This is a genomic window from Citreimonas sp., from assembly GCF_042096055.1.
In the GTDB taxonomy this organism is placed as follows: Bacteria; Pseudomonadota; Alphaproteobacteria; order Rhodobacterales; family Rhodobacteraceae; genus Citreimonas.
In genome coordinates, this window is the sequence record NZ_JBELMH010000009.1 from 1 (window position 1) to 24,194 (window position 24,194).

At 69.5% G+C, this 24,194-nt stretch carries 24 protein-coding genes; 14 read left to right on the forward strand and 10 right to left on the reverse strand.

What is annotated here, in order from left to right:
* A partial coding sequence (locus tag ACFDTC_RS03855) for an NAD(P)/FAD-dependent oxidoreductase (RefSeq protein ID WP_375257552.1) occupies window positions 1–359 on the forward strand: 359 nt, incomplete at its 5' end.
* Here the strand turns inward: ACFDTC_RS03855 and ACFDTC_RS03860 are convergent.
* The 6 genes from ACFDTC_RS03860 to ACFDTC_RS03885 all read right to left on the reverse strand — a co-directional run bounded on the left by ACFDTC_RS03860 (window position 356) and on the right by ACFDTC_RS03885 (window position 8,452).
* Entirely contained in the window at window positions 356–1,270 is a 915-nt protein-coding gene (locus tag ACFDTC_RS03860; protein WP_375257614.1) for a DMT family transporter, read from the reverse strand. The genes ACFDTC_RS03855 and ACFDTC_RS03860 overlap by 4 nt on opposite strands.
* Before the next feature lie 120 nt (window positions 1,271–1,390).
* Window positions 1,391–2,005, reverse strand: coding sequence for a DUF6478 family protein (locus ACFDTC_RS03865; protein WP_375257553.1), 615 nt, complete (start codon window positions 2,003–2,005; stop codon window positions 1,391–1,393).
* A gap of 28 nt (window positions 2,006–2,033) precedes the next feature.
* Window positions 2,034–2,582 (reverse strand): dihydroxy-acid dehydratase, encoded by a 549-nt coding sequence (locus ACFDTC_RS03870; protein WP_375257554.1) that lies wholly within the window; start codon window positions 2,580–2,582, stop codon window positions 2,034–2,036.
* Between the two features lie 41 nt (window positions 2,583–2,623).
* Window positions 2,624–4,387, reverse strand: coding sequence for a dihydroxy-acid dehydratase (gene ilvD, locus ACFDTC_RS03875; RefSeq protein WP_375257555.1), 1,764 nt, complete (start codon window positions 4,385–4,387; stop codon window positions 2,624–2,626).
* Between the two features lie 88 nt (window positions 4,388–4,475).
* A complete protein-coding gene (locus ACFDTC_RS03880) occupies window positions 4,476–7,199 on the reverse strand; it encodes a putative bifunctional diguanylate cyclase/phosphodiesterase (protein ID WP_375257556.1) in 2,724 nt (907 codons plus the stop codon).
* Window positions 7,196–8,452: an ABC transporter substrate-binding protein gene (locus tag ACFDTC_RS03885; protein WP_375257557.1), complete on the reverse strand. Its 1,257-nt coding sequence runs from the start codon at window positions 8,450–8,452 to the stop codon at window positions 7,196–7,198. The genes ACFDTC_RS03880 and ACFDTC_RS03885 overlap by 4 nt, the downstream gene beginning before the upstream one ends.
* A gap of 176 nt (window positions 8,453–8,628) precedes the next feature.
* Between ACFDTC_RS03885 and accD the strand changes: the two genes are divergently transcribed.
* Entirely contained in the window at window positions 8,629–9,573 is a 945-nt protein-coding gene (gene accD, locus ACFDTC_RS03890; protein ID WP_375257558.1) for an acetyl-CoA carboxylase, carboxyltransferase subunit beta, read from the forward strand.
* Between the two features lie 10 nt (window positions 9,574–9,583).
* Window positions 9,584–10,858 (forward strand): bifunctional folylpolyglutamate synthase/dihydrofolate synthase, encoded by a 1,275-nt coding sequence (locus tag ACFDTC_RS03895; protein ID WP_375257559.1) that lies wholly within the window; start codon window positions 9,584–9,586, stop codon window positions 10,856–10,858.
* Between the two features lie 266 nt (window positions 10,859–11,124).
* Here the strand turns inward: ACFDTC_RS03895 and zapE are convergent, their stop codons facing one another.
* Window positions 11,125–12,186: a cell division protein ZapE gene (gene zapE, locus ACFDTC_RS03900; RefSeq protein ID WP_375257560.1), complete on the reverse strand. Its 1,062-nt coding sequence runs from the start codon at window positions 12,184–12,186 to the stop codon at window positions 11,125–11,127.
* 284 nt (window positions 12,187–12,470) lie between these two features.
* On the opposite strand from zapE, the gene ACFDTC_RS03905 reads away from it, so the two are divergent.
* The 7 genes from ACFDTC_RS03905 (at window position 12,471) to ACFDTC_RS03935 (ending at window position 17,234) form a co-directional block, all read left to right on the forward strand.
* On the forward strand, window positions 12,471–12,644 hold the full coding sequence (locus ACFDTC_RS03905) for a hypothetical protein (RefSeq protein WP_375257561.1): 174 nt from the start codon (window positions 12,471–12,473) through the stop codon (window positions 12,642–12,644).
* A gap of 119 nt (window positions 12,645–12,763) precedes the next feature.
* Window positions 12,764–13,378: a TetR/AcrR family transcriptional regulator gene (locus tag ACFDTC_RS03910; RefSeq protein ID WP_375257562.1), complete on the forward strand. Its 615-nt coding sequence runs from the start codon at window positions 12,764–12,766 to the stop codon at window positions 13,376–13,378.
* Between the two features lie 88 nt (window positions 13,379–13,466).
* Window positions 13,467–14,294, forward strand: coding sequence for an S-formylglutathione hydrolase (fghA, locus tag ACFDTC_RS03915; protein ID WP_375257563.1), 828 nt, complete (start codon window positions 13,467–13,469; stop codon window positions 14,292–14,294).
* The gene (locus ACFDTC_RS03920) at window positions 14,291–14,749 is read left to right on the forward strand and encodes a YaiI/YqxD family protein (protein WP_375257564.1); all 459 of its coding nucleotides are present in this window, start codon (window positions 14,291–14,293) and stop codon (window positions 14,747–14,749) included. The genes fghA and ACFDTC_RS03920 overlap by 4 nt, the downstream gene beginning before the upstream one ends.
* Complete coding sequence (locus tag ACFDTC_RS03925) at window positions 14,746–15,366, forward strand: HAD family hydrolase (protein WP_375257565.1); 621 nt, start codon at window positions 14,746–14,748, stop codon at window positions 15,364–15,366. The genes ACFDTC_RS03920 and ACFDTC_RS03925 overlap by 4 nt, the downstream gene beginning before the upstream one ends.
* Window positions 15,363–16,271, forward strand: coding sequence for an ornithine cyclodeaminase family protein (locus ACFDTC_RS03930; protein ID WP_375257566.1), 909 nt, complete (start codon window positions 15,363–15,365; stop codon window positions 16,269–16,271). Before ACFDTC_RS03925 ends, ACFDTC_RS03930 begins: the two co-directional genes overlap by 4 nt.
* Before the next feature lie 30 nt (window positions 16,272–16,301).
* Window positions 16,302–17,234, forward strand: a complete 933-nt coding sequence (locus ACFDTC_RS03935) for an AEC family transporter (protein ID WP_375257567.1) — start codon at window positions 16,302–16,304, stop codon at window positions 17,232–17,234.
* On the opposite strand, the gene ACFDTC_RS03940 is transcribed toward ACFDTC_RS03935, so the two are convergent.
* Both ACFDTC_RS03940 and ACFDTC_RS03945 read right to left on the reverse strand, forming a co-directional pair.
* Window positions 17,218–17,967 carry a B12-binding domain-containing protein gene (locus tag ACFDTC_RS03940; RefSeq protein ID WP_375257568.1) on the reverse strand — a complete coding sequence of 250 codons (750 nt, stop codon included), beginning with the start codon at window positions 17,965–17,967 and terminating at the stop codon, window positions 17,218–17,220. The genes ACFDTC_RS03935 and ACFDTC_RS03940 overlap by 17 nt on opposite strands.
* Window positions 17,968–18,152: 185 nt before the next feature.
* A complete protein-coding gene (locus ACFDTC_RS03945) occupies window positions 18,153–18,860 on the reverse strand; it encodes an NYN domain-containing protein (protein ID WP_375257569.1) in 708 nt (235 codons plus the stop codon).
* A 348-nt stretch (window positions 18,861–19,208) separates the two neighbouring features.
* Between ACFDTC_RS03945 and ACFDTC_RS03950 the strand changes: the two genes are divergently transcribed.
* On the forward strand, window positions 19,209–20,036 hold the full coding sequence (locus tag ACFDTC_RS03950) for a YdiY family protein (protein ID WP_375257570.1): 828 nt from the start codon (window positions 19,209–19,211) through the stop codon (window positions 20,034–20,036).
* A gap of 158 nt (window positions 20,037–20,194) precedes the next feature.
* A complete protein-coding gene (locus tag ACFDTC_RS03955) occupies window positions 20,195–20,797 on the forward strand; it encodes an exopolysaccharide biosynthesis protein (RefSeq protein WP_375257571.1) in 603 nt (200 codons plus the stop codon).
* Between the two features lie 40 nt (window positions 20,798–20,837).
* Here ACFDTC_RS03955 and ACFDTC_RS03960 read toward each other — a convergent pair whose 3' ends face one another.
* Complete coding sequence (locus ACFDTC_RS03960; RefSeq protein ID WP_375257572.1) at window positions 20,838–21,332, reverse strand: GNAT family N-acetyltransferase; 495 nt, start codon at window positions 21,330–21,332, stop codon at window positions 20,838–20,840.
* A gap of 150 nt (window positions 21,333–21,482) precedes the next feature.
* Between ACFDTC_RS03960 and ACFDTC_RS03965 the strand changes: the two genes are divergently transcribed.
* Together ACFDTC_RS03965 and ACFDTC_RS03970 are read left to right on the forward strand one after the other, a co-directional pair.
* Window positions 21,483–22,364 (forward strand): hypothetical protein, encoded by an 882-nt coding sequence (locus ACFDTC_RS03965; protein ID WP_375257573.1) that lies wholly within the window; start codon window positions 21,483–21,485, stop codon window positions 22,362–22,364.
* 169 nt (window positions 22,365–22,533) lie between these two features.
* Entirely contained in the window at window positions 22,534–24,192 is a 1,659-nt protein-coding gene (locus tag ACFDTC_RS03970; protein ID WP_375257574.1) for a DNA polymerase Y family protein, read from the forward strand.
* The last annotated feature ends 2 nt before the right edge of the window (window positions 24,193–24,194 follow it).

Below are 24,194 nucleotides of genomic sequence, written 5' to 3' on the forward strand. Positions count from 1 at the left end.
CGCAGGCGGCGATCGCGCAGAAGATCCGCGCCGACTTCGCCCGCCTGTTCCCGGCGTGGCAGGGCGCGCGCATCACGCATGAATGGGCGGGCCTCGTGTGCCTGATGGCGCGGCTGACGCCCTTCGCGGGGCCGGTGCCGGAGCATCCGGGTCTGTTCGCCGCGCTCGGCTATCACGGCAACGGCGTCGCGATGGCCAGCTACACGGGCGCGCTCATGGCGGACGTGGCGCAGGGCCGCGCGCCCCGGCGTCCCTGGCCGCGCCTCATGCAGGCCACCCCGGGGCGCTTTCCGTTGGGGCCGTTCCGCCGCGCGGCGCTGTTGCCGGCCTACTGGCTGGGCGAGGCCTTCGACCTCTAGGCGTGCGGTGTCATGTTGGGGCGCGCCTTGCCGCGCTGCAGGCCCAACGCCCTCTCGCGCCAGACGATGATGACGCCCGCCGCCATCACGATGACCGACCCCACGATCACGTTCGACCCCGGCACCTCGTCGAAGAAGGCCATGCCGAACAGGATCGCGAACAGGATCGAGGCATAGTCGAACGGCGCCAGCACCGCCGCCTCGGTCGTGCGGTAGGCCGAGGTCAGCAGGATCTGCGCCACGCCCCCGATGAGCCCGGTGCCGACCAGCATCAGGGCGACCTCGGCGCTCGGCATCGTCCAGCCGAACGGCAGGCTGAGCAGCGACAGCAGCGTCGCGGTCAGCGAGAAGTAGAACACGATGGCCGAGGTCTCCTCGGTCGCGACCAGCCGGCGGATATGGATCTGCACCAGCGCCCGCAGCGCCGCCGAGGCCAGCACGCAGATCACGCCAAGCGTCGCCGCGCCCTGAAGCTGGTCCAGCGTCAGCCGCGGCCACATCACGACCGCAACGCCCACCAGCCCCAGCGCCACCGCGCTCAGCCGGAACAGACGCAACCGTTCGCCCAGAAGCGCCGCGGCGAACAGCACCGTCAGCATCGGCGAGGCGTAGCCCAGCGCGGTCACCTCGGGCAGCGGCAGCAGGCCCAGCGCGGCAAAGCCGAAGCCCATCGCCCCCACGCCGATCACGCCCCGCCAGACATGGCCCATCGGGCGCTGGACCTTCAGGCCGGTCCTCAGGTCACCCCGCATCGCCAGCCAGACGACGATGATCGGCAGCGCGAAGAGCGAACGGAAGAACACCGCCTGCCCCGGCGGCACGGCATCGGCATTGGCCTTCACCAGTGCAGCCATGATGGTGAACAGGAAGACGGAGGACAGCTTCAGCGCAATCCCGCGCAGCGGAAACATCAAGGCCCCAGTTCGGACAGCGGTGGGCGCACCGTGAACCGCGGCCACGGGAACGTCAACGCGATCCCACCCCGGCACGGGGGAGGGGCGGCGGTGACCCGAGTTTTCGGCCGGGGCGGCTCAGAACCCGGCACGGCGGTGGCGGCTTACGCCAAGGTCGGCGACCACGATCCGGCCGGGTTTCGGCGCGTCGAAGATCAAGTCCAGCCAGGCCGCCGAGACACGCCTTTCGCCCAGGTCCGAGCGGCCGAGGTCGAATTCCACCAGCAGCCGACCCTCTGCGCCGTCCGCAACGGGCATGCGCGTCATGGTGATCAGGTTCGGACCCGTGCGCAGGTTCAGCCGCGCCGAGACATGATGCGCACGGTCGTCAGTCAGGCGCAGGGCAAGGCAAAGGATGTCTTCGGCCGTCAGCGGCTGCGCCCTGTCCGGCGGAACATCGATCACCAGCGACAGGTACGACCCTGCGAATTGCGCGACCGAAATCTCCACCGAAGGCGTCAACTCCGCCGCGTCGCTACCCGACTGTGCCAGCGCGATGTCGGACAGCGGGCAATCGTGGAACAGCGTCAGGCCAGTGCCGAAGGCTGAGGGGCTGGTCGCGCCGGTCATGCGGGGTGCGTCGAGATGGCGCAGCCAGGCCTCGGGTCGCCACTGCGTCCACTGTGCGGCGGCAGCGCCATCGGCCGCGCGGCGCGGGACGCGTCGCCCCGGCAAACGCCAGCCGCCGATCATGCGGCCCCGTCCGACGCCGGCCAGGCCGTCACCGCGGCCCCATACGGTTCATCGCCTCGATCCCGGCGCGCAGTGACGCCAGGAACGCGGCTCCTCCGGCGTCCGCAAGCGTGCTGCCCTCTGGCGCATAGAGGGCCAGCCCGATCAGGTGCCCATTCTGCAGGAAGGCGCCGCGCCAGTGCCGCGCGTCGCCGTCGGGGATGGCGCTGCGTCCGCCGTCGGACAGGTGCACCAGCAACAGCCCGTCGAGGGTCTGTCCCTCGATCAGCGGCGCGCCGGCAAGTTCGGCCAGCGCGGCGGGTTCGGGCAGATCCCGCGCCGCGCCTCGCGGGCCCACGGTGACGCTGACGATGAGCGGTTCCACCGTCTCTTCCGGCTCTGCGCCGTCGTCGGTGTGGGTGCAGGGCGCGATCAGCACGAACCCCGAGAGGCCGTCGTCCCGGCGCGTCTGCCGGTCGATGCAGTAGCCCGGCGGCCCGGCGACGGCGATCTCGCCGCCTGCGAGCATCGTTCGCGTCAGCGGATAGACCCGGTCCGCCGTTTCGTCCTCTTCGCCGATGGCGGCGGTGGCAAGCACCGCGAGAAGGCAGACAAGACGACGGACCGGGCGCAACGCGGTTACAGGTCCATGTAGACGTGCTTCTCGGCCGCCCCACCGGGATGCGTCACCGCCCCCTTGTAGGTCTCGCCGACAAGCTGCGCGTACTTGTAGAGCGCACCCGACGCGTAGATCGTCTCGCGCGGGCCACCCCAGGCGGCGCGGCGGCGGTCGAGTTCCTCCTGGTCTAGGTCGACCGACAGCGTGCCCTGCACGGCGTCGATGGTGATCATGTCGCCGTCCTTCAGCAGCGCGATCGGCCCGCCATGCGCGGCCTCGGGACCGACATGGCCCACGCAGAACCCGCGCGTGGCGCCCGAGAAGCGCCCGTCGGTGATCAGCGCGACTTTCTTGCCCATGCCCTGCCCCGAAAGCGCGGCTGTGGTCGACAGCATCTCGCGCATGCCGGGGCCGCCTGCGGGGCCCTCGTTGCGGATGACGATGACCTCGCCTTCCTCGTACTTGCGCGCCTTGACGGCGGCAAAGGCGTCCTCCTCGCATTCGAACACGCGCGCGGGGCCGGTGAAAACCTGGTCCTCGGCCTTGATGCCGGCGACCTTCACGATGGCACCCTGCGGCGCGAGGTTGCCCTTGAGGCCGACGACGCCGCCTGTCTTGGTGATCGGGTTCTCGATCGCGTGGATGACCTTGCCGTCCGCTTTGCGGGTGACCTTGTCCAGTTCCTCGCCGACGGAGTAGCCGCTGGCGGTCATGCAATCCTCGTGGATCAGGCCCGCCTTGCGAAGCTCGTTCATCACGACCGGCACGCCGCCCGCCTCGTAGAGGTCCATGGCCACGAACTGGCCGCCCGGCTTGAGATCGACGAAGTAGGGCGTGTCGCGGAAGATCTCGCACACGTCGTCGAGGAAGAACTCGATCCCCGCCTCGTGCGCGATGGCGGGCATGTGCAAGCCGGCGTTGGTGCTGCCGCCGGTGCAGGCGACGACCCGCGCCGCGTTTTCCAGCGCCTTGCGGGTGACGATGTCGCGCGCGCGGATGTTCTTCTCGAGCAGGTTCATCACCGCCTGGCCCGACGCCTCGCCGTACTGGTCGCGAGACTCGTACGGCGCCGGCATGCCGGAAGAGTTGAACAGCGCCAGCCCGATCGCCTCGGACACGCAGGCCATGGTGTTGGCCGTGAACTGGCCGCCGCATGCGCCCGCCGACGGGCACGCCACACGTTCGAGCATGTCGAGCGCCGCGTCGGACAACTGGTTGTTCTGGTGACGGCCCACGGCCTCGAACATGTCCTGCACGGTCAGGTCCCGGGTGCGGAAATCCTCGGGGATCTCGTCGACCTGCGGGGCGCGGCCCGGCAGGATCGAGCCGCCGTAGATGAACACCGACGGCACGTTCAGCCGGACCATGGCCATCATCATGCCCGGCAGCGACTTGTCGCAGCCGGCGAGGCCGACGATCGCGTCGTAGCAATGACCGCGCATCGTCAGCTCGACCGTGTCGGCGATGGCCTCACGGCTCGCCAGCGAGGAGCGCATGCCCTCGTGGCCCATCGCGATGCCGTCGGTCACGGTGATCGTGGTGAATTCGCGCGGGGTTCCGTAGGCCTGCTTGACGCCGCCCTTGACCGCCTGCGCCTGCCGCGACAGCGCGATATTGCACGGCGCGGCCTCGTTCCAGCAGGTGGCGACGCCGACCAGGGGCTGGTGGATCTCGTCCTCGGTCATGCCCATGGCGTAGTAGTAGGACCGGTGCGGCGCCCGTTCGGGGCCCTCGGTCACGTAACGGCTGGGCAGCTTGGACTTGTCGAAGCGGCGTTTCAGCATGGCGTTTCTCTCCCGGATCGCGTGTTCCGATCCGGCATAGCGAACGCCCCTGCACCGTTCAAGCGCGATGCCGTCGCGGTCCCGATGCTCATGCGGTGCTCTCCGAATGGCCTGCGGGAAGTGGGTCGTCGCCCGTCTGGCCGGGGCGGATCGTGCCGCGCTCCTCGACCATGTCCAGCAGTTCGACCACGTTCAGCGGTCGGGCGTAGTGAAAACCCTGCAGGGTGTTGCAACCCAGCTCGCGCAGGATCACAGCGTGCTCGGCGGTCTCGACCCCCTCGGCGGTGACCGAGATGCCGAAGGACCGGCCGATGCCGACGATGTGGCGCACCAGATCGCGGGTCTTGGCCGAACTGATGATCGGGATGATCAGCCGCTGGTCAATCTTCATGGCATCGGGGTTGAGCTGCATCAGCCCCACCACCGATGCGTGCCCCGAGCCGAAATCGTCCACCTCGATCCGGTAGCCGCGGTCGCGCAGCCGGTCCACCTGGAGGCGAAAATTGCTCGACTGCTCCTCGACCAGCACGCTTTCGAGGATCTCGAAGGCAACGGTGGTGCTTTCGATGTCGTAGAGGTCTGCGACCGAGATCAGCACCGGATCCTCGATCTGCGCCGAGCCCACGTTGAACGAGATCTTCGGCAGCCCCTGACCGATGCGCTCCATCTCGGCGGCGGCGCGCAAGCCCTGGCGATAGATGATGCGGTCGATCTCGGGGACCAGGGCCAGCCGCGTCGCCATCGGCAGGAACTGATCGGGTGTCAGCACGCCGCGCTCGGGATGCTGCCAGCGCATCAGCACTTCGGCACCGACGACACGTTCCGTCACCGCGTCGACCTGCGGTTGGAAGAGCGGCACGAATTCCTCGTTCTCGATGCCGCGCTCGATCTCGACCGACAGGCGTCGCTTGTCCTGAACGCCGGCGTGGATCTCGGGGGTGTAGAGGACGGTCTGGCTGCGGCCGTGCTCCTTGGCCTCGTAAAGGGCGGCGTCGGCGGCGACCAGCAGCTGCCGGTTGCTGATCAGCCCGTCCTCGGAACTGGCCACCCCGAAGCTGGCTCCGACGCGGCAGGTCTTGCCTTCGAACACCACGTCGCGGCGGATCGCCGATTGCAGCCGCTCGGCCAGCGCGACGCCGTCCTCGGCGCTGCGGCCGGGGCCGAGTGCGATGACGAACTCGTCGCCGCCGATGCGGCCGGCGAAGTCGGTCTCGTGGATCTCGGCGCACAGGGCGTCGCTGACGTGTTTCAGCACGTGGTCGCCGGCGGCGTGACCGTGGGTGTCGTTCACCGCCTTGAAGTGGTCCAGATCGACGCGCACCAAGGTGCGGGCGCCGTCGTCGCTGCCGATCTCGGCCTCGAGCAAGCCATCGACGCTGCGCCGGTTGGGCAGGCCGGTCAGCGCGTCGTGCAGCGCGTGATGCTCGGTCTGGCGGCGGGCATCCTCGAGCCGCCGCTCGGCCAGCTTCTTGTGGGTCACGTCGGACGAGATCGCCACGTACCGATCGACCACGCCATCCTCGCCGCTGAGCGGCGAAATCGACAGCGAGACCCAGTAGGGCTTGCCGTCGCGGCGGTAGTTCACCAGCTCCTCGCGCACCGGACGGGCCGAAGCGATCGCGGCCCGCAGGCGCGCGACCGTTTCCTCATCGGTGTCAGGCCCCTGCAGCAGGCGGCCGGGATGCCGGCCCAGCGCCTCTTCCTCGGCATAGCCGGTGAGCACGGAGAAGGCCGGGTTGTGCCAGATGATCCGCTGGTCGCGGTCGGTGACCAGGATCGCCTCGTGCGACATGGTGGCGATTTGCGCCAGTTCCGCCACCTCCTTCTGGCTGCGCGCCAGCTTCTGGCGCGACGCGGCCAGCGCCTCGTAAGGTTTCGAGATGACGCCGCGCCCGAAGACGACCATGCCGAGGAACGGCACGGCCATCCCCCAGACCACGACGAACAGCACGCTCTGCACCAGGTCCCAGCCCAGCGTGGCGATCTCCTCGTGGTTGGCCAGCCGCACCAGGCTGTAACCGGTGTCGCCGATCCGCGCGTGGATGGGGCTGGTCGACAGGTCGCGCCACTGTCCGATCATGCCCAGTTGAAAGTTCGACATGACGACCCAGTCGCTGTCGGAGAACGGCGCGGTCAGCCCGACCGAGGCCACCGTCGGCAGCTCGATCACCCGCTCGACGATCAGCACGCCCTCGACCAGTCCGCGCGAGGCGATGGGCAGCACCACCAGCAGGTGCGCCATGCCATCGTCGTCGGACATCCGCAGGCGTACCGCCTCGGCCAAGGGCCGCTCGACGCTGAGCAGGCGGGCGGCGCTGTAGAACTCGATTGCCGAGAAGGCGGCCTTGCTCTCGCGCAGCATGAAGCCGGGCGAGCGCAGGATCGGCGTGCCCTTGTAGTCCAGGATCGCGTGGCGGACGTGTTTCTGGCCGTCGAGCTCGGCCAGCACGTCCTCGGCCTTGTAGGTCACGCGGTCGAAGCCCAGCACCAGCCGCGAGATCGACTCGTCGCTTTTCAGGTGAAGGATCGTCTCGACGACTTCGGCGATGCGCGCGTCGATCTCCCGCGCGCGGGCGGCCGCGCGTTCGGTCATCGCCTCGCGCTGCATCTGGTCGAGGAAGGGCTGCGCGCTGAAGCGCACGCCGAAACCCACGACGATGATCGCCGCGATGTAGCCCGCCAGCACGACCCACGTGAACCGCTTGCCCAGGATCTTGCCGTCGGCCAGCCTCGACCGTGCCGCCGCGATCCGCGCGGGTCCACCGCTGCGGCGCGCGGCGCGTCCCCGGCGGTCGGCGACCGCCGAGGTCATTCGTGCCCGGCCGACGCGACCGCGCCGGCCTCCGGCCCGCGCAGGCTTGGCCGCAGCCGGCCCAGCGCGTCGAAACGGCTCATGCACAAATCGTCACCGGTCAGCGCCTCGTGGCCGTCGGGGTTGTGCGGATGAAACGGCGAGAACGGCGCCTTGTAAGTCTTGATGAGGCCCTGCAGCGGCGCGTCCAGGTGATAGAACGCCTGCCGGATCGCCGCTCGCCGCGCGGCGGGGAACGAATCGAACCCGGGCCTTTTGCGGGCGTCGTCGAGCGCCGCGATCAGCAGGGTCGCCACGTCGAACCCGTGAAAGAACGCATGCGGAGCGGGCAGCCCGCCGTAATCGGGCACTGTGCCGCCGCTCTGGACGATCTCGGCCACGACGCGCGCCAGATCGCCCGCGATCGCCGCGTCGCGCAGCGCGCAGGAGCCGAGGATGCGCAGGTCGACGCGCGCGAGCGGCACGCGGATCTGCTCGAACAGGTCAACGTCACCGAAGATGCCCCAGTGCGAAAAGACCCGCGGCGGCCGGTCGGTCCGGGCCAGTTCCTGCAACAGGTTGGCCGCGTTGAAGGAGTCCGCGGCCAGCATCACGCAGTCCGCGTCGCTCATCTGCTGGACGACGCCGGCGGCCACCGCCTGCCCGGCCCCCTGCGGCATGCGCCAGACCCCCACCGGTGGCAGGCCCGCGAGCTCGAACTCGCGGCTCAGCGCCACGGCGTTTCCGATGCCCCAGGGCGTGTCGACCACAACCATCGCCGGTGCGCGACAGCCAGATCCCAGAGCCTGCCCCGCGAGGTACGGCGCCGCGGTCTTGTCGTCGACCGCGACGCGGAACATCCAGTTGCGCGAGGTTGGCGCGCTGCGGGTGATCGGCGCGCTCGACGACCAGGGCAGCAGCACCGGGATGCCCAGCGCGTTGATGTCGGCGTTATACGTCAGGTAAGGCGGCGACTGCATGCCGCCGATGACCGCGATCGCCAGCGGATCCGACGCCGCCGTGCGCATCGTGTCGACCGAGCGCCGCGAATTGCCCCGGTGGTCCTGCGTCAGGATCGCGATCTCGTCCGCCGCGCCGTGATGCTCGAGCGCGGCGCGCAGGCCCGCCTCGATCCCCCGCGCGACCGCCGGAGTGTGGGTAAAATCCGCGTCCAGATAGACCCGCCACCGCTCCTGCAGCGCCAGCGCCTCCCCCGCCAAAGCCACCAGACACACGAGGACGGCCGCGCCAAGCCCGGCCAGCCGGGCGCGCATGCGCCTGTCCGCGTGTCGTGGCATGTTCATTCGGGGAAACCCGTCCGCTGCCTCTAGATTGCGGGCACCGTACCGACCAACAGGCTTCAAAGTTGTTAATGCGCACGTTCCCGCCCGGATTGCATTCCTCCGTTGCGGGGCGTAAGTCCGGCCTGTCAGCCGCAGCAGGATCCCGCATGAACTGGATCACGAACTACGTACGCCCGCGCATCAACTCGATCTTCTCGCGCCGAGAGGTGCCCGAGAACCTCTGGTCGAAATGCGATGCTTGCGGCACCATGCTGTTCCACCGCGAGATTAGCGACAATCTCAACGTGTGCAGCAACTGCGACCACCACATGCACATCACGCCGCGCGACCGCTTCACCGCGCTGTTCGACGGCGGCGTCTTCAATCAGGTCGCCGTGCCCGAGCCGGTGACCGACCCGCTGCACTTCCGCGACCAGAAACGCTATCCCGACCGGCTGAAGGCCGCGCAGCGCTCGACCGGAGAGAAAGAGGCCATGCTGGTCGCCACCGGCGAGATCGGTCGCATGCCGATCGTCGCGGCGGCGCAGGATTTCAGCTTCATGGCTGGCTCGATGGGCATGTACGTGGGCAACGCCATCATAGCCGCCGCGCAGGAGGCGGTGAAACTGGGCCGCCCGCTGATCCTGTTCTCGGCCGCCGGCGGCGCGCGCATGCAGGAGGGCATCCTGAGCCTGATGCAGATGCCGCGCACCACCGTCGCCGTGCAGATGCTGAAAGAGGCCGGCCTGCCCTACATCGTGGTGCTGACGCACCCCACCACAGGCGGCGTCACCGCCTCCTACGCGATGCTGGGCGACGTCCAGATCGCCGAGCCGAACGCGCTGATCTGCTTCGCCGGCCCCCGCGTCATCGAGCAGACCATCCGCGAGAAGCTGCCCGAGGGCTTTCAGCGGGCCGAGTACCTGCTGGAGCACGGCATGCTCGACCGCGTGACCGACCGCCGGAAGATGCGCGAGGAGCTGATCGTGCTGACGCGCATGCTGATGAAGGCGCCGCCCGCCACCTGGGGCGACCTGCCGCCGCCGGGCCCCGAGGACGCGCCTGCGGTGGCACCCGCGCCCGAGGCCGCGAAAGGCGCCGGTACGAAATGACCGGGGCCGCATGATGGCCGGGACGTCCGACATCATCCTGACGCGGATGATGGCGCTGCACCCCAAGATCATCGACCTGACGCTCGACCGAGTCTGGCGACTGCTGGACGCGCTCGGCAACCCGCAGCGCGACTTGCCGCCGGTGGTCCACGTGGCCGGCACCAACGGCAAGGGCTCGACCATCGCGATGCTGCGCGCGGGGCTCGAGGGCGCGGGCAAGCGCTGCCACGTCTATACCTCGCCGCACCTCGTGCGCTTCCACGAACGCATCCGCCTGGCCGGCGACCTGATCGACGAGACGGCGCTGTCGGCGGTTCTGGACGAATGCGAGGCCGCGAACGGCGGCGCGCCGATCACCTATTTCGAGATCACAACCGTGGCCGCAATCCTCGCGATGGCGCGCACGCCAGCCGACTTCACGCTGCTCGAGGTCGGGCTGGGCGGACGTCTGGACGCCACCAACGTGCTCGAAAAACCCGCCGCGACCGTCATCACGCCGGTCAGCATGGACCACGAACAGTACTTGGGCGACACGCTGGCCAAGATCGCCGGCGAGAAGGCCGGCATCATCAAGCGCGGCGTGCCCTGCATCGTCTCTCGCCAGCAGCCGGACGCTACGGACGTGATCGAGGCGCAGGCGATGCGCCTCGGCGCGCCCCTTTTGGCCCAGGGGCAGCACTGGCACGCGGCGCGCGAACGCGACCGGCTGGTCTACCAGGACGAGCGCGGCCTGCTGGACCTGCCGCCGCCCAACCTGCCGGGCGCGCACCAGATCGACAACGCCGGCGCCGCGCTGGCCGTGCTGCGCCTGCTGGGCATGGGCGACACAGCGGCCGAGGCCGCCGTGACCTTCGCGCAGTGGCCTGCACGGATGCAGCGCCTGGCCACCGGCCCCCTGGCGGAACGGGCCCCGAGGGTCGAGCTTTGGCTCGACGGCGGGCACAACCCGGCCGCCGGGCAGGCGCTGGCCACGCACCTGTCGGGCCTGCCGGAGCGCCCGACGCACCTGATCTGCGGGATGCTGAACACCAAGGACGCGCGCGGCTTCCTGCGGCCGCTGGCGCCGCTGGCGCGCAGCCTGACCGCCGTCGCGATCCCCGGAGAGACCAATACCCTGCCCGCCGACGAGACCGCGCGCCTTGCGGCCGAGACGGGCCACGACGCCTGCGTTGCCGAAAGCGTGGCCGCCGCGCTCGATGCGATCTCCGCCCGCGATCCGCGCGCGCGCGTGCTGATCTGCGGGTCCCTGTACCTGGCCGGCCACGTGCTGCGCACCGAAGGTTAATCATCCGTTAACAGAACGCCATATCTAGCGTTCCCGCATGGCGGTAGTTTTTTGTTCGCGGCCGCACACTAGATGTTGACCGGTGCACGCTGATTCGCTACGTGTTGGAGACCAACGGTGGATCCAGCCACCAACCTTCCCGACCCATTCCATCCACGGGCCGAGGGGCGCGACAGCGTCGCTTTGCGGATCCGTGCGACCCGAATTCACGGCAGGCAGAACCAAAAAAAGAGCAGTATCGGAGGTCCCTCGGGACCTCCTTTTTTTCACGTCCGCTCGCCCCAGCCCTCGGCCATCATCTCGCGCAGGCGCGATGCGGTCCGCTCGAACTCGAAGGTGCCCGGCCCCTCGACGTACAGCGATTCCGGCGTGTCGGCGGCGCTGACGATCAGCCGCACGCGCGCCTCGTAGAGCGCGTCGACCAGGGTGACGAAGCGCCGCGCCTCGTTGAAGTTGCGGCGCGACAGGCGGGGGATGTCCTCGATGATCAGCACACGCACCGCGTCGGCCAGCGCGAGGTAATCCGCGGGGCCCAGCGCACGGCCGCACAGGTCGTAGAACCGCGTCCGTGCCACGCCGTTGTGGTAGCGCGCCAGCTCCAGCGCGCGGCCCTTCACGGTCAGGGTCAGAGCCTCCTCTTGCCCGCCGGTCAGGTCCTTCCAGATCGCGTCGATCGCACGGCGCGTCTCGGGGCCGTCGGGGGTGAAGTAGACCTGCGCGCCGGTCAGCCGGTCCTGCCGGTAATCGCGGTCGCTGGCCAACTGGTGCACCACCAGCCGCTCCTTGATCAGGTCGATGAACGGCAGGAACAGCTGCCGGTTCAGCCCGTCCTTGTAGAGGTCGTCCGGCACCCTGTTCGAGGTCGTGACCACCACGCAGCCGCGCGCGAACAGCTGCTCGAACAGCCGCCCGACGATCATCGCGTCGGCGATGTCGGTGATCTGCATCTCGTCGAAGGCCAGCACCCGCACGCTGTCGGCGACCGAGGCGGCGACCGGCGCGATCGGATCGTCGCGCCCCTGCTGGCGCAGGCGGTGAATCTCGGACTGGATCTCCTGCATGAAGGCGTGAAAATGCACCCGCCTCGCGGGCACCGTCAGCGTCTCGACGAACAGGTCCATCAGCATCGACTTGCCGCGCCCGACGCCGCCCCACAGGTATAGGCCCTTGGGTGGCTCGGGCGCGCGGCGGAACAGGCCGCGGCGGGGCGGGCTGTCCAGCGCCGCGCGTATGCGCTCGAGCTCGGGCAGCGCGTCCTCCTGCGCCGCATCCGGGGTCAAAAGCCCCGCTTCGGCGCGCTGGCGGTAAAGATCGGGCACGGTGGTCATGCCTCGCGTCATACGCCGCGCCGGCACGAAGGTGTAGGCCCCGCGATGCCCAATCCGGCAGCGAAGCACCGCTTCGCGCGGGTGCTGGCGGAAAAATCGCCCTGGCAAAGCCGATGTTGTATTCCCCAGCGTCAACAAAAAGGTTAACGTAAGGTTAACCACGCTTCGAATGAGCGGCATTTTCAGCCGTGCGGGGCGTGGGGACATATTGCCAAAGTGAACCGCACGGTTTACTTAAACCGAACTGAACTGTTCGGTTCAGAAATTCGACACCGGAGAACCATATGAAACGCATTGCGCTTGCCGCTCTTTTCGCCGTCGCCGGGACAGCCGGCCACGCCAATATCGGCCCGATGTTCCTGCCCGACCTGACCTTCCCGGCGCCCGACAGCGCGCCGACCGTGTCGAGCCAGTCGAGCCAGACGACCCCGACCTGCCAGCCGACCGAATCCTGCTGAGCCTGTGCGGCGACGGTCCCTCGGGGCCGCCGCCGCTCCGTCCCGCCTCCGCGACGGCACGTCTTGCCAGACCTGAACCACCGGGCGTACGTTGGTGCTCCGCAACGGGTGGAGGTGGCATGTCGGCACAGGCACTTGTGCGCAAGGGTCGCAAGTTCGACCAGGTTCTCGCCGGCGCACGCGAGGTGTTCCTGAGGGACGGCTTCGAAGGGGCCAGCGTCGACGACATCGCGCGCGAAGCGGGCGTGTCGAAGGCCACGCTCTACAGCTATTTCCCCGACAAGCGCCTGCTGTTCATCGAGGTCGCCACCGCCCAGTGCAAGCGGCAGGCCGACGAGGCGATGATGACCATGGACCTGTCGCAACCGCCGCGCGTCGTGCTGCGTCAGGCGGCAAAGACCTTTCTCGGCTTCATCTTCTCGGGCATGGGGCAGCGCATCTTCCGCATCTGCGTCGCCGAATCCGACCGCTTCCCCGAGCTTGGCTGCGAATTCTACAAATCCGGCCCGATGACCATGCGCAAGGCGCTGGTGGATTACCTGACCGCCGCCCGCGATCGGGGCGAGTTGCGCATCGACGACATGGATCTGGCCGCCGACCAGTTCGCCGAGTTGTGCAAGGCCGATCTCTGGCCCCGGCTGCTCTTCGGCGTGCAGCAGGACTTCTCCGAGGCCGAGATCGAGCGCATCGTCGACGGCGCGCTCGACACCTTCATGGCACGCTTCGGCACCTGATCCCGGCGTTTCCTTGCCGCCCGCGTGGCCAATTGCCGCGCGCGCCGCTATACAGCGGACGAGACGGCACCAGCGAGGGGCACGGGCGATGGAACTGAAATCGGAAAACCGCGCGTTCGGCGGCACGCAACGCGTCTACACCCATGACAGCGACGCCTGCGGCGGGCCGATGACCTTCGGCCTGTTCCTGCCGGCCGAGGCGCAGGACGGCCCCGTGCCGGTGCTGTGGTTCCTCGCCGGGCTGACCTGCACGCACGAGAATGCAATGACCAAGGCCGGCGCGCAGGCTTGGGCGGCCGAGGCCGGTATCGCGCTGGTCTTCCCGGACACCTCGCCGCGCGCGGCGGATGCGGCCGACGACGACGCCTTCGACCTCGGCAAGGGCGCCGGCTTCTACGTCAATGCGACGCAGGACCCCTGGGCGCCGCATTTCCGCATGTGGGACTACGTCGCCGACGAGCTTCCCGCCGCGCTGGCGCAATTTCCAGTGGACATGGAGCGGCAGGCCATCACCGGGCATTCGATGGGCGGGCATGGCGCGCTGACGCTCGCGATGCGCAACCCGGGTCGCTTCGCCAGCGTCTCGGCCTTCGCGCCGATCGCGCATCCGACGCAGTCCGACTGGGGCCGCAAGCAGTTCATCGCCTATCTGGGCGAGGACGAGGCCGCCTGGGCCGCGCACGATTCCACGCTGCTGATGCGCCAGGGCGGCTTTGACGGTCCCGTGCTGATCGACCAGGGCAGCGACGACCAGTTCCTCGACAAGCTGATGCCCGAGGCGCTGGCCGAGGCGATGGCCGGCGCCCGGCAGGACGGCGCCTTCCGCATGCAGAAGGGCTACGACCACAGCTATTTCTTCATCGCGTCCTTCATCGAGGACCACGTCGACTTCCACGCCGAGGCGCTGTTCGCGTGACGATCCTGTACGTCGATGCCGATGCCTGCCCCGTGAAGGGCGAGGCCGAGCGCGTGGCGACCCGCCACCGCGTCCTGCTCAAGATGGTTTCGAACGGCGGGCTTCGCCCCTCCGAGAACGCGCTGGTCGAGCATGTCTTCGTCCCCGACGGTCCCGACGCGGCCGACATCTGGATCGCCGAGCGCGCCGGCCGCGGCGACGTGGTGATCACCGCCGACATGCCGCTGGCCGCCCGCTGCGTCGAGGCGGGTGCGCAGGTGCTGCGTCACGACGGCTCGGTGCTGGACGCGCGCAACATCGGCCAGCAGCTGGCCACCCGCGACCTGATGGCCGACCTGCGCGCAGCGGACCCGTTCCGGCAGGGCGGCGGCAAGGGCTTTACAAAGGCCGATCGCAGCCGTTTCCTCGACGCGTTGGAAACCGCGTTGCGCAAGGCCGTGAAGGAGACGACATGACCCCGCAGGCGGTGATCTTCGACATCGGCAACGTCCTCATCGAGTGGCAGCCGGAACGGTACTACGACCGCGTGATCGGCGAGGACGCCCGCCGCGCGATGTTCGCCGAGGTCGACCTGCACGGCATGAACGACCACGTCGACCGCGGCGGCGACTTCCGCGACACGATCTACGCCTGGGCCGACCGCCACCCCGAGTGGGCCGAGGCCATCCGCATGTGGCACGACAACTGGCTCGAGCTGGCCCAGCCGCGGATCGACCATTCCGTCCGCCTGCTGCGCGCGCTGCGCGCCAACGGTGTGCCGGTCTTCGCGCTGACCAACTTCGGCATCAGCACCTGGGCCGTCGCCACACCCGAGTTCGACTTCCTGTCCGAGTTCGACCGCACCTACGTCTCGGGGCACATGGGCGTCATCAAGCCCGAGCCCGAGATCTACGAACGCGTCGAGGCCGATTGCGGCCTGCCCCCGCAGGCGCTGCTGTTCACCGACGACAAGCCCGACAACATCGCCGCCGCCAACGCGCGCGGCTGGCTGACGCACCTCTTCACCGGCTCGGACGGCTGGGCCCAGCGCCTGGTGGTCGAGGGCCTGCTGACGACGGAACAGGCCCGATGACGCGCACCATCTCCTTCGCCGAGGGCGAGCGGCGCCTCGACTGGCTGAAGCTCACCGACGCGATCGAGGTCGGCCACCGGCTGCCGAAGGCCGAGATCGCGGACGTCTTCCTCTACCGCGGGCGCGACACGATGCTGAACCGCTCGGCCTGGATCGACGGGCTGGGGCTGCTGGTCAAGGTGGCCACGATCTTTCCCGGCAACCCGGATGCGGGACGCGCGGTGGTGAACGGGGCGGCCACGCTCTACCACGACGATTCCGGCACGCTGGCGGCGGTGGTCGACTTCCACCTGCTGACCAAGTGGAAGACCGCCGGCGACAGCCTGCTGGCCGCCCGCCGCCTTGCGCGGCCCGGCAGCCGCGAAATCGTCATCGCCGGCGCCGGCACGGTCGGCGCTTCGCTTGTCGCGGCCTATTCCGCCGTTTTCCCGAACGCGCATTTCACCGTCTGGAACCGCACGCCCGCCAAGGCGCGCGGCTTCGCCAACGCCCACGGGATCGACTGGACCGAGGATCTGGAACCGGCCGTGCGCCGCGCCGACATCGTCGCCTGCGCGACCATGGCGACCGAACCCTTCCTGAAGGGCGACTGGCTGCGCCCCGGCACTCATGTCGACCTGATCGGCGCCTACCGGCCCGACATGCGCGAGGCCGACGACACCGCCTTGCAACGCGCGCGTGTCTTCGTCGACAGCCGCGACACCACGTTGGGCCATATCGGAGAGCTGAAGATCCCGCTCGAGGCCGGCGTCCTCACGCCCGACCACGTGATCGCCGACTACTACGACATGGACCGCATGACACGCACCAGCGACGACGAGATCACGCTGTTCAAGAACGGCGGTGGCGCGCATCTCGACCTCATGGTCGCGCGCCACATCCTCGACGCGGTGGACGCGCCCTGATGATCCGCCCGCTCGCGCGCGGCCGCGCCCATGCTTGAGATCCTGCTGAAGACCCTGCCCTTCTTCGCCCTGATCGGGCTGGGCTACGGCGCCGCGCGCACGCACTTCTTCTCGGAAGAGGCGACCGCCTACCTGACGAAGTTCGTCTTCTACTTCGCGCTGTCGGCGATGCTGTTCCGGTTCTCGGCCACGCTGTCGATCGACCAGATCTTCGACGCGCGGCTGGCCATGGCGTATCTGTGGGGCACCGCCTTCGTCTACGGCATCGCCATGCTCGTGGCCTTTTTGCGCGGCCTCGACACCCCCACCGCGGCGATCGAGTCGCAATGCGCGGCGATCGGCAACACCGGCTTTCTCGGCGTGCCGATGCTGGCCGTCCTGCTGGGGCAGGAGGCGGTCGGCCCGATCATCCTGGTGCTGTCCATCGACCTGATCGTGTTCTCGTCGGCGCTGGTGATCCTGGTCACCGGCTCGCGCGGGACGGGCGGCGCGGGCGCGATCGTGCGGACCGTGCTGCTGGGGCTGGTGAAGAACCCGATGATCGTGGCGATCGTCTCGGGGCTTGCCTTTGCCTGGACCGGGCTGCCGCTGCCCGCGCCGGTCAACGACTTCCTGACCATCCTCGGCAACGCCGCGACGCCTGGCGCGCTGTTCGCCATCGGCGCATCGCTGGCGTCGAAATCGGCCGAGCGGCTGCAGATCGCCGGGTGGCTCAGCTTCTGCAAGCTGGTGCTGCACCCGGCGCTGGTCGCCTTGGCGGCGTTCTTCGTCTTCCCGGTCGACGCCTACAAGGCGTCGGTCGCGATCTCGGCCGCGGCGCTGCCGGTGGCCGGCAACGTCTTCATCCTGGCGCAGCATTACGGGGTCGCGCCTCAGCGCGTGTCGGCGTCGATCCTGATCTCGACCACGGCGTCGATCCTGACGGTCAGCGCGGTGATCGCGCTGGTCAGCGGCTCTGGCTGAGGCCCGGCAGCAGACCGTGCAGCCGCTCGAGCTCGGTGCGGCAATGCTCCATCTGCCAGGCCGCCCCGTCCGCGCCCACCCGCGCGGCCAGCCCGTCATCGTCGCGCGCCAGCCGGCCGCCCACGAAGACCAGCACCTTGGGCGCAACGACGCGCAGTGCCACGATCACGTGCGCCAGAGCCGGCAGCCGTTCGAGGCTGCCCGCCGACAACCCGACGATGGGAAAGCGGGCCCGCTTGACCATTTCGACCAGCCGTTCCTCGGTGGTTCCCAGTTCCAGGTGCACGTCCCAGCCGTCGTCGCGGAACAGGTCCGACGCCATGGTGATGCCCAGTACGTGATCCTCACCCGGCACTGTGGCGAACAGCGCGCAGCGGCCGCGGCGCGGCTCGAACGGCGGGGCGAGGTCGCGCAGGTCGCGCAGCAGCGTCAGCGTGCGCGCGCCGGCCAGCCGCATGTCGGACGACGACACGCGTCCCAGGTCCCACAGCACGCCCAGGCGGTGCGCGGCGGGGCTGATGTGATACAGGCACAGGTCCGCGTGGCTCGCGCCCTCGTCGTGGGCCTTGAGGATCATCTTGCGGGCGGCCTGCGGGTCGAGCGAGATCAGCGCGCGGCACAGTTCGGGCACGTCGGGCTGCTGCCTTGGCCGCTCGGCCTCGTGCCGCGCGCGATCCACGTCGTCGGCCCAGCGCGCGAGGCGCGAGATGACCTCGTGCGCGAAGGTGATCAAAACCGAGTCTGGAAGCGCCGCGACCCGTGCAGCCGCTTCGCCGTCGTGCCCGAATGTCCGTACTGGCAGATCGGCCATCCTGTCCCCCCCGGACCGCGACCCTCGCACGCCGGGCGGCTCGCCCGTGGTTCACGGTGCGCCGCGGCAGGGGGTCCCGTCAACCACAGGTTATGGCGCAGGCGGGCTTAGTCAACACGCCGGACCAGCAACTGGTTCCCAGGACCGCGGCGCGTCTCGAACACTTTCAGGTCGGCGACCAAGTCCGACAGCTTGCGCTTGCCGTAGGTCCGCGTGTCGAAATCGGGATGCGCGGCGGTGATGTATTGGCCCAGCGGGCCCAGCGCGTACCACTCGTCATCTTGGTCCAGCCCGGCCATCGCCTTGAAGATGAGGTCGCGCGCTTCTTTAAGGTCGCCCGTCGGCGCGGGGCGCTCGCCCTCGGCCTTCTCCGGCGCGTTGTCGAGGTTCTCGAGGTAGATGAACCGCTTGCACGCCTTGCGGAACGCGTCTGGCGTCTTCTGCATCCCCATCCCGTAGACGTCGAGCCCCTGCTCGCGCAGGCGCGAGGCCAGCCGCGTGAAGTCTGAGTCCGAACTCACCAGCACGAACCCGCCGAAGCGGCCGGTATGCATCAGGTCCATCGCGTCGATGACCAACGCGATATCGCTGGCGTTCTTGCCCACGGTGTTGGCCGGCTGGTGCAGCGGGACCAGCCCGAACTCGGCCTGCACCTTGGACCAGCCGTGCATCTGGTGGCTTGAGAAGTCGCCGTAGCAGCGCCGCACCGACGCCTCGCCGATGGATGCGATCTCGTCGAAGATCGCCTTGGTGTACTTGGGCGAGGTGTTGTCGGCGTCGATCAACACCGCAAGCAGCTTGGTCTCGTCTGGCATGGGGCCTCCGTTGTTGCGGCCTTGTACCCTGACGCGCCCCGCGTGACGAGGGGGCATGGCCGCGCGACCTGGCACCCGCGGGACGCGCCCGCCGGAATCGGGATGCAACCAAGCGGTTCCATTAAAACATTCACATCTTCTTTACAGGACACGTCGCGGCCAGCGACGCCTAAAATTATATCATTCAAAATCATGCGGTTAAAGGAATTTCCACGACCGTGGCCGTCGGATCACGCCCACCCGCACCGTAGCAACCGCGCAACACTTCCCGCGGGCGGGCCTTACCCGGCGGATCAACCCGCTAGGTGGGCATGTTCAAACCGCGACACCAATCGAAAGGGGAGTCCCATGGGAAACCGCACACTGCCATACATCACGCTGGCCGGCATCGTCGCCTTCACGCCTGCCTTCGCGCAGACGGCGTTCGACAACACCAACATGGCGGAAGACCGCAACGAGGCCTTGGCCGAGGACATCGAGGATGACTTCGAGCGGGACATCGACGACTTCGGCAACCGTGGTCGCGCGCTCGGCTTCGACGGCTCGGTCGCGCTGCGCGGCTCGGCCACCAGCGGCAACAGCGACGACGTCTATCTCGGGATCGGTTCGAACCTGGGCTACTACGACGGCACCAACGGCTACACCCTGCGTCTGAACTACACCTATGCCGAGGACGAGGGCGACACGACCGAGGAAAGCCTGTTCTACGACTTCCAGTACACCCGCGACTTCACCAGCCGCGCCTACGGCTTCGCCAAGGTGCAGGGCACGGTCGACGAGTTCTCGGCCTATGACAGCGACACCTTCGTCGGTATCGGTGCCGGTTACTGGATCTACGACCAGCCGACCATCAAGTGGGCGGTCCAGGGTGGCCCCGGCTACCGCGTGGCCGAGCTTGACGACGCGCTGGACGCGGACTTCGAGGAAGAGGCGCTCAGCCTGTCCTCGGCGTTCTCCTACCAGATCTCGCCGACCACGTTCATGACCAACGACACCGACATCATCGGGTCGGAGTCGGACACGGTCATCTACAACGAGATCGGCCTGAACGTCGCGCTGAACGATACCCTGGCGCTGCGCACCAGCCTCGGGACCGAGTATCACACCGACCCGCAGGACGGCTTCGACGACACCGACAACACGCTGGGCGTGTCGCTGGTGATCGGCCTGAACTAAGGCGATCCCGCATCCGGGCGCGCGGACTTTCCGCGTGCCCGCTTCGGACAGGAGCGTACGGGCAACCGTGCGCCCCTTTTCGTGCGCCCCTGCCTGCGCGGCACGCACCGGCGGAACACGCCGTGACACGCCACGTTCTCCGCTAAAGGAGTGCATGCATGAAACAGCAGCAAGGCGCGCTCACCGACATCGTCGACGAGCTGGAGCAGGCGTCCCGGAACGAGGACAAGGTACAGGTCGGCCACCTGATCGACGCGCTCGACCATCGGGGCTACGGCCCCGCCCTCGCCGTGCTGCCGCTGATCGAACTCACGCCCATCGGCGGCATACCCGGATTCCCGACGCTGCTGGCGCTGGCGCTGGCCAGCATCGTGATCCGCCTGCTGATGGGCTACGAGCATTTCTGGGCGCCGCAATGGGTGCGCCGGCGGCATCTCGATTCAGACAAGGTGATGACGTCCCTGGAATGGCTCAAGCCCGTGTCGCTGCGCATCGACGCCAAGCTGCACGAGCGCGTGAAGCGCTTCGCCGGCCCGACCGGCCGCCGCGCCGCCTGCATCGTGATCCTGCTTCTGCTGCTGACCGTTCCGCCGCTCGAGCTTATCCCGTTCGCCACCTCCGGCCCGATGATCGTCATCGCCATCTTCGGCTTGGGTCTGCTCTACCGCGACGGGCTGCTGATGCTGCTGGGCTTCGCCGGCGCCGCGATCGCCATCGCGGGCGGCGCCTGGGGCCTGCTCGCCGGCGGCGGAAGCGGCTGAGGCGGCACAGCGGCCGGCTGCCGCGCGTCCGAAGTCGCGGCTAAAGCCCGCGGAACATCACCAGCGCGTCGACCGCGCCTGCGTCGGGGTGCCGGAACGCGCCCGGCAGGCGGCCGACGATCTCGAACCCGGCGCGCTGCCACAAGGCCACCGCGCGGGCATTGGTCTCGATCACGAAGTTGAATTGCATCGCCGCGAAGCCAAGCGCCCGCGCCTCGGCCAAGGCGCGGTCCAGCATGGCGCGCGCCACGCCGCGGCCCTGCGCGTCCGGCGCGGTGACGAAGCCCGCGTTGCACACATGCGCCCCGCCGCCCGCCTGGTTGCGCACCACGTAGAAGGTGCCCAGCGGCATGTCGCCCGCGTCCTCGGCGACGAAGACCGCGCGCCCGCCGCCGGTCCAGTAGGCCAGCGCGTCGGCCTCGGCGATATCGCGGTCGATGGCATAGGTCTCACCTGCCCGGAAGACCGGCATCAGCATGGCGGTCACCGCGCGACCGTCTTCGGGCGTGTAAGGGCGGATCGTCAGCGTGCTCATCCCCGTCTGGTGCCACGTTCCGCCGGCCGGGAAAAGCACCTCGGTCGGTCGGCGACGTATTCAAGACGTTTGCAGGAAACACGCGCGCGCGAAGACGATCTGTCTTAGGATGAAGTTCTATTTCATCATTCATTCTAAGGTAGAATTGCCATGCCCGATCCCACGCCCCCCATTCCCGGCGCCGAGATGAACGCGATGCTGCTGCTCGGCCTGCCCGATCGACCGCTGGACGCCGAGGGGTATTTCACGCTTCTGGGCAAGCAGGCGGTCACCTTCACCGGCGCCAAGCCCGTCACGCTCGAACCGGGGGACAAGCTCTACCGCGTCTTCGGCGGCAAGGCAGCCGCGAAGGGCGGCTTCTGGGCGCCCGAGGCCCCGGCCCCCGGCACGACCGAGGGCGCATGGCGCGCCTCGAACGCCGTGGTGCCCGCCTGGAACGACGGGACCGAGGTCGAGGCCCTGACCGTCAAGGAGGATGCCGCGCTGCAATGCTGGACCGGGACCATCGAGTCCCAGCCGGCGATGGACAAGCAGGGCGTCGTGCTGCCCGACTGGTGGCTGGTGGGCGGCGGCACGCAATTCTTCGTCCAGTTCTGGACCCCCGCCTTTACCGAGGCCGTCACGCTCGACACGGTCGGGCCGACGCCGTGGGATGCCCCGCCCGCCCCGTCCGCGCAGGCCTACGTCGCGCCGGTCGCGACGGCTGCCGACCTGGACCCGGGCGACCCCGTGCAGGCCCACGTGGTCGAGGTGCTGGCCCTGGCCGAGGCGCTGCGCGCGATGGCCGCGGCGCTGCCCGATGCCGAGGGCGCGCGGATGGCCGCCGCGGCGGACACGGTCCTGACCACGGCCAACACGATCCTCGAAAACCAGGGGCGGGACGATGCGATGGTGGCCGTCGCGGTGCGGTCGCATCTCGACCTCGGCCGGCATATCGAGCCCGACCCCGCCTGGCCGGCCTCCGGCGCCGTCGATCGCGCGGTGACCCGGGTCGTCGGCAGCGCGGCGGCCCTGTCGAACCGCGCCGGCTGAGCGAGGGGGGCGATCTGGGGTGTCCCACGAAGGGACATTTGTGCGCGCAAGGAAAATCAATGGCTTGCAGAGACGGATTCAGACTTCGTTAGGATCTCGGCCCTCGCGGGGACTCGACTCATGGCGCTGCGGCACCTAGAATAGGTCGTGAACAAACGCTGCCGCCGCCATGCCCCACCGCCGAATCCTCTCGCTCTGGTTTCCCCGCCTCGGCGCCGAACGGGCGATCCGGACCGAACCGTTTCTGGCCGACCGCCCGCTTGCCATCGTCGAGCAGGACGGCCCGTCGCAGGTCCTCTCCTCGCTCTCGCTGGCGGCCTCGGGCGCGGGCCTGCACCGGGGCCAGCCCCTGCGCGACGCCACCGCCATGTGCGCCGACCTGGTCACCCGCCCCCGCGACAGCCGGGCCGAGCGGGCCTTTCTCGACGCGCTGCACCGCTGGGCGGGCAAGTTCTCGCCCTGGGTGTCGGCCGAGCGGCCCGAGGCGCTGGTGGTGGACCTCACGGGCTGTGCGCACCTCTTCGGCGGCGAAAGCGCGCTTGCCGAACAGGTGGCGCAGGATTGCGCCGACCTGGGCCTGACCGTGCGGCTGGGCCTGGCCGACACGCTGGGCGCGGCCTGGGCCCTGGCCCGCTACGCCGGCGCCGCCCCGGGCGCGCACCGCACCGGCGACGCGATCGAGCAGGAGGCCCGCGCCACCCGCGCCCGCGCCGGCAAGCGACGACACTGGGAACGCGGCGGCGCGGCCCCCCCGGTCGTGGCGGCCTCGGCCGCGCAGGGCCGGATCGCGCCGCCGGGGCAAAGCTGGCAGGCCCTGTCGCCGCTGCCGGTGGCCGCCCTTCGGCTCGAGCCCGACACGCAGGCGCAGCTGGCGCGGCTGGGGCTGCGCCGCGTGGGCGACCTGCTGGGCCAGCCGCGCGCCGGGCTGGCACGCCGCTTCGGGCGTGGCCTCGTCGACCGGCTCGACCAGGCGACCGGCGCCGCGCCCGAGCCGATCTCGCCCGCCGCCGCACCGCACCGCTTCGCCGTGCGCCTGTCTTTCCCAGACCCGATCGGGCTGCGCGACGACGTCGAGGCCGCGCTCGACCGGCTGCTGGAGCATCTCTGCGGCCGCCTGCGCCGGCGGGCCGTCGGCGCGCGTGTCCTGCGGCTCGAGGCATGGCGCTGCGACGGCACGATGACCGACCGCGGCGTGACCGCGGCGGTGGCCAGCTTCGACGCCGCGCGCCTCAAGCCGCTGCTGGCGATGAAGCTCGACGACCTCGACGCCGGGCAGGGCATCGACATGCTGCGGCTCGAGGCGCAGCGGACCGAGCCGATCCACGACCGCACCCCCGCCGGCCATGCCGAGGCCGCCAGTCGCGCCACCGCCCGCACCGGGCAATCCGTCGCGTTCGAGGACCTGATCGGGCGACTGGGGGCCCGGCTGGGGATGGAGGCGATCACCCGCCGGCACCCGGGCCAGAGCCACCTTCCCGAGAAGGAGGCGCTGACCCTGGCCGCCGCGTGGTCCGAGCCCTGCGGCGCCTGGCCCGCCCCCGCGGTGCCGCGGCCGCTGACGCTGTGGCCGCTGCCCGAACCGGTGCAGGCCCCCGACCACCCCGACCCGCCGGCTACGTTCCGCTGGCGCGGGCGCGACTGGGTCGTCGAGGGCGCCACCGGCCCCGAGCGCATCGCGCCCGAATGGTGGCTGGACGACCCGGCCTGGCGGTCGGGCGCGCGGGATTACTGGCGGTTCGAGACCGACCGCGGCGAGAGGCTGTGGCTGTTCTACGCGCACGGCGCGACCCTGTCGCCGGGATGGTTCTGCCACGGCGCCTTTGCCTGAGC

Coding starts and splice junctions, on each gene's coding strand:
- ACFDTC_RS03970 (WP_375257574.1), top strand. CDS start 22,534: ATGCCCCACCGCCGAATCCTCTCGCTCTGGTTTCCCCGCCTCGGCGCC.
- zapE (WP_375257560.1), bottom strand. CDS start 12,186: ATGACCACCGTGCCCGATCTTTACCGCCAGCGCGCCGAAGCGGGGCTT.
- ilvD (WP_375257555.1), bottom strand. CDS start 4,387: ATGCTGAAACGCCGCTTCGACAAGTCCAAGCTGCCCAGCCGTTACGTG.
- ACFDTC_RS03885 (WP_375257557.1), bottom strand. CDS start 8,452: ATGCGCGCCCGGCTGGCCGGGCTTGGCGCGGCCGTCCTCGTGTGTCTG.
- ACFDTC_RS03880 (WP_375257556.1), bottom strand. CDS start 7,199: ATGACCTCGGCGGTCGCCGACCGCCGGGGACGCGCCGCGCGCCGCAGC.
- ACFDTC_RS03905 (WP_375257561.1), top strand. CDS start 12,471: ATGAAACGCATTGCGCTTGCCGCTCTTTTCGCCGTCGCCGGGACAGCC.
- ACFDTC_RS03860 (WP_375257614.1), bottom strand. CDS start 1,270: ATGTTTCCGCTGCGCGGGATTGCGCTGAAGCTGTCCTCCGTCTTCCTG.
- ACFDTC_RS03935 (WP_375257567.1), top strand. CDS start 16,302: ATGCTTGAGATCCTGCTGAAGACCCTGCCCTTCTTCGCCCTGATCGGG.
- ACFDTC_RS03865 (WP_375257553.1), bottom strand. CDS start 2,005: ATGATCGGCGGCTGGCGTTTGCCGGGGCGACGCGTCCCGCGCCGCGCG.
- accD (WP_375257558.1), top strand. CDS start 8,629: ATGAACTGGATCACGAACTACGTACGCCCGCGCATCAACTCGATCTTC.
- ACFDTC_RS03955 (WP_375257571.1), top strand. CDS start 20,195: ATGAAACAGCAGCAAGGCGCGCTCACCGACATCGTCGACGAGCTGGAG.
- ACFDTC_RS03930 (WP_375257566.1), top strand. CDS start 15,363: ATGACGCGCACCATCTCCTTCGCCGAGGGCGAGCGGCGCCTCGACTGG.
- ACFDTC_RS03895 (WP_375257559.1), top strand. CDS start 9,584: ATGATGGCCGGGACGTCCGACATCATCCTGACGCGGATGATGGCGCTG.
- fghA (WP_375257563.1), top strand. CDS start 13,467: ATGGAACTGAAATCGGAAAACCGCGCGTTCGGCGGCACGCAACGCGTC.
- ACFDTC_RS03925 (WP_375257565.1), top strand. CDS start 14,746: ATGACCCCGCAGGCGGTGATCTTCGACATCGGCAACGTCCTCATCGAG.
- ACFDTC_RS03965 (WP_375257573.1), top strand. CDS start 21,483: ATGCCCGATCCCACGCCCCCCATTCCCGGCGCCGAGATGAACGCGATG.
- ACFDTC_RS03910 (WP_375257562.1), top strand. CDS start 12,764: ATGTCGGCACAGGCACTTGTGCGCAAGGGTCGCAAGTTCGACCAGGTT.
- ACFDTC_RS03950 (WP_375257570.1), top strand. CDS start 19,209: ATGGGAAACCGCACACTGCCATACATCACGCTGGCCGGCATCGTCGCC.
- ACFDTC_RS03960 (WP_375257572.1), bottom strand. CDS start 21,332: ATGAGCACGCTGACGATCCGCCCTTACACGCCCGAAGACGGTCGCGCG.
- ACFDTC_RS03945 (WP_375257569.1), bottom strand. CDS start 18,860: ATGCCAGACGAGACCAAGCTGCTTGCGGTGTTGATCGACGCCGACAAC.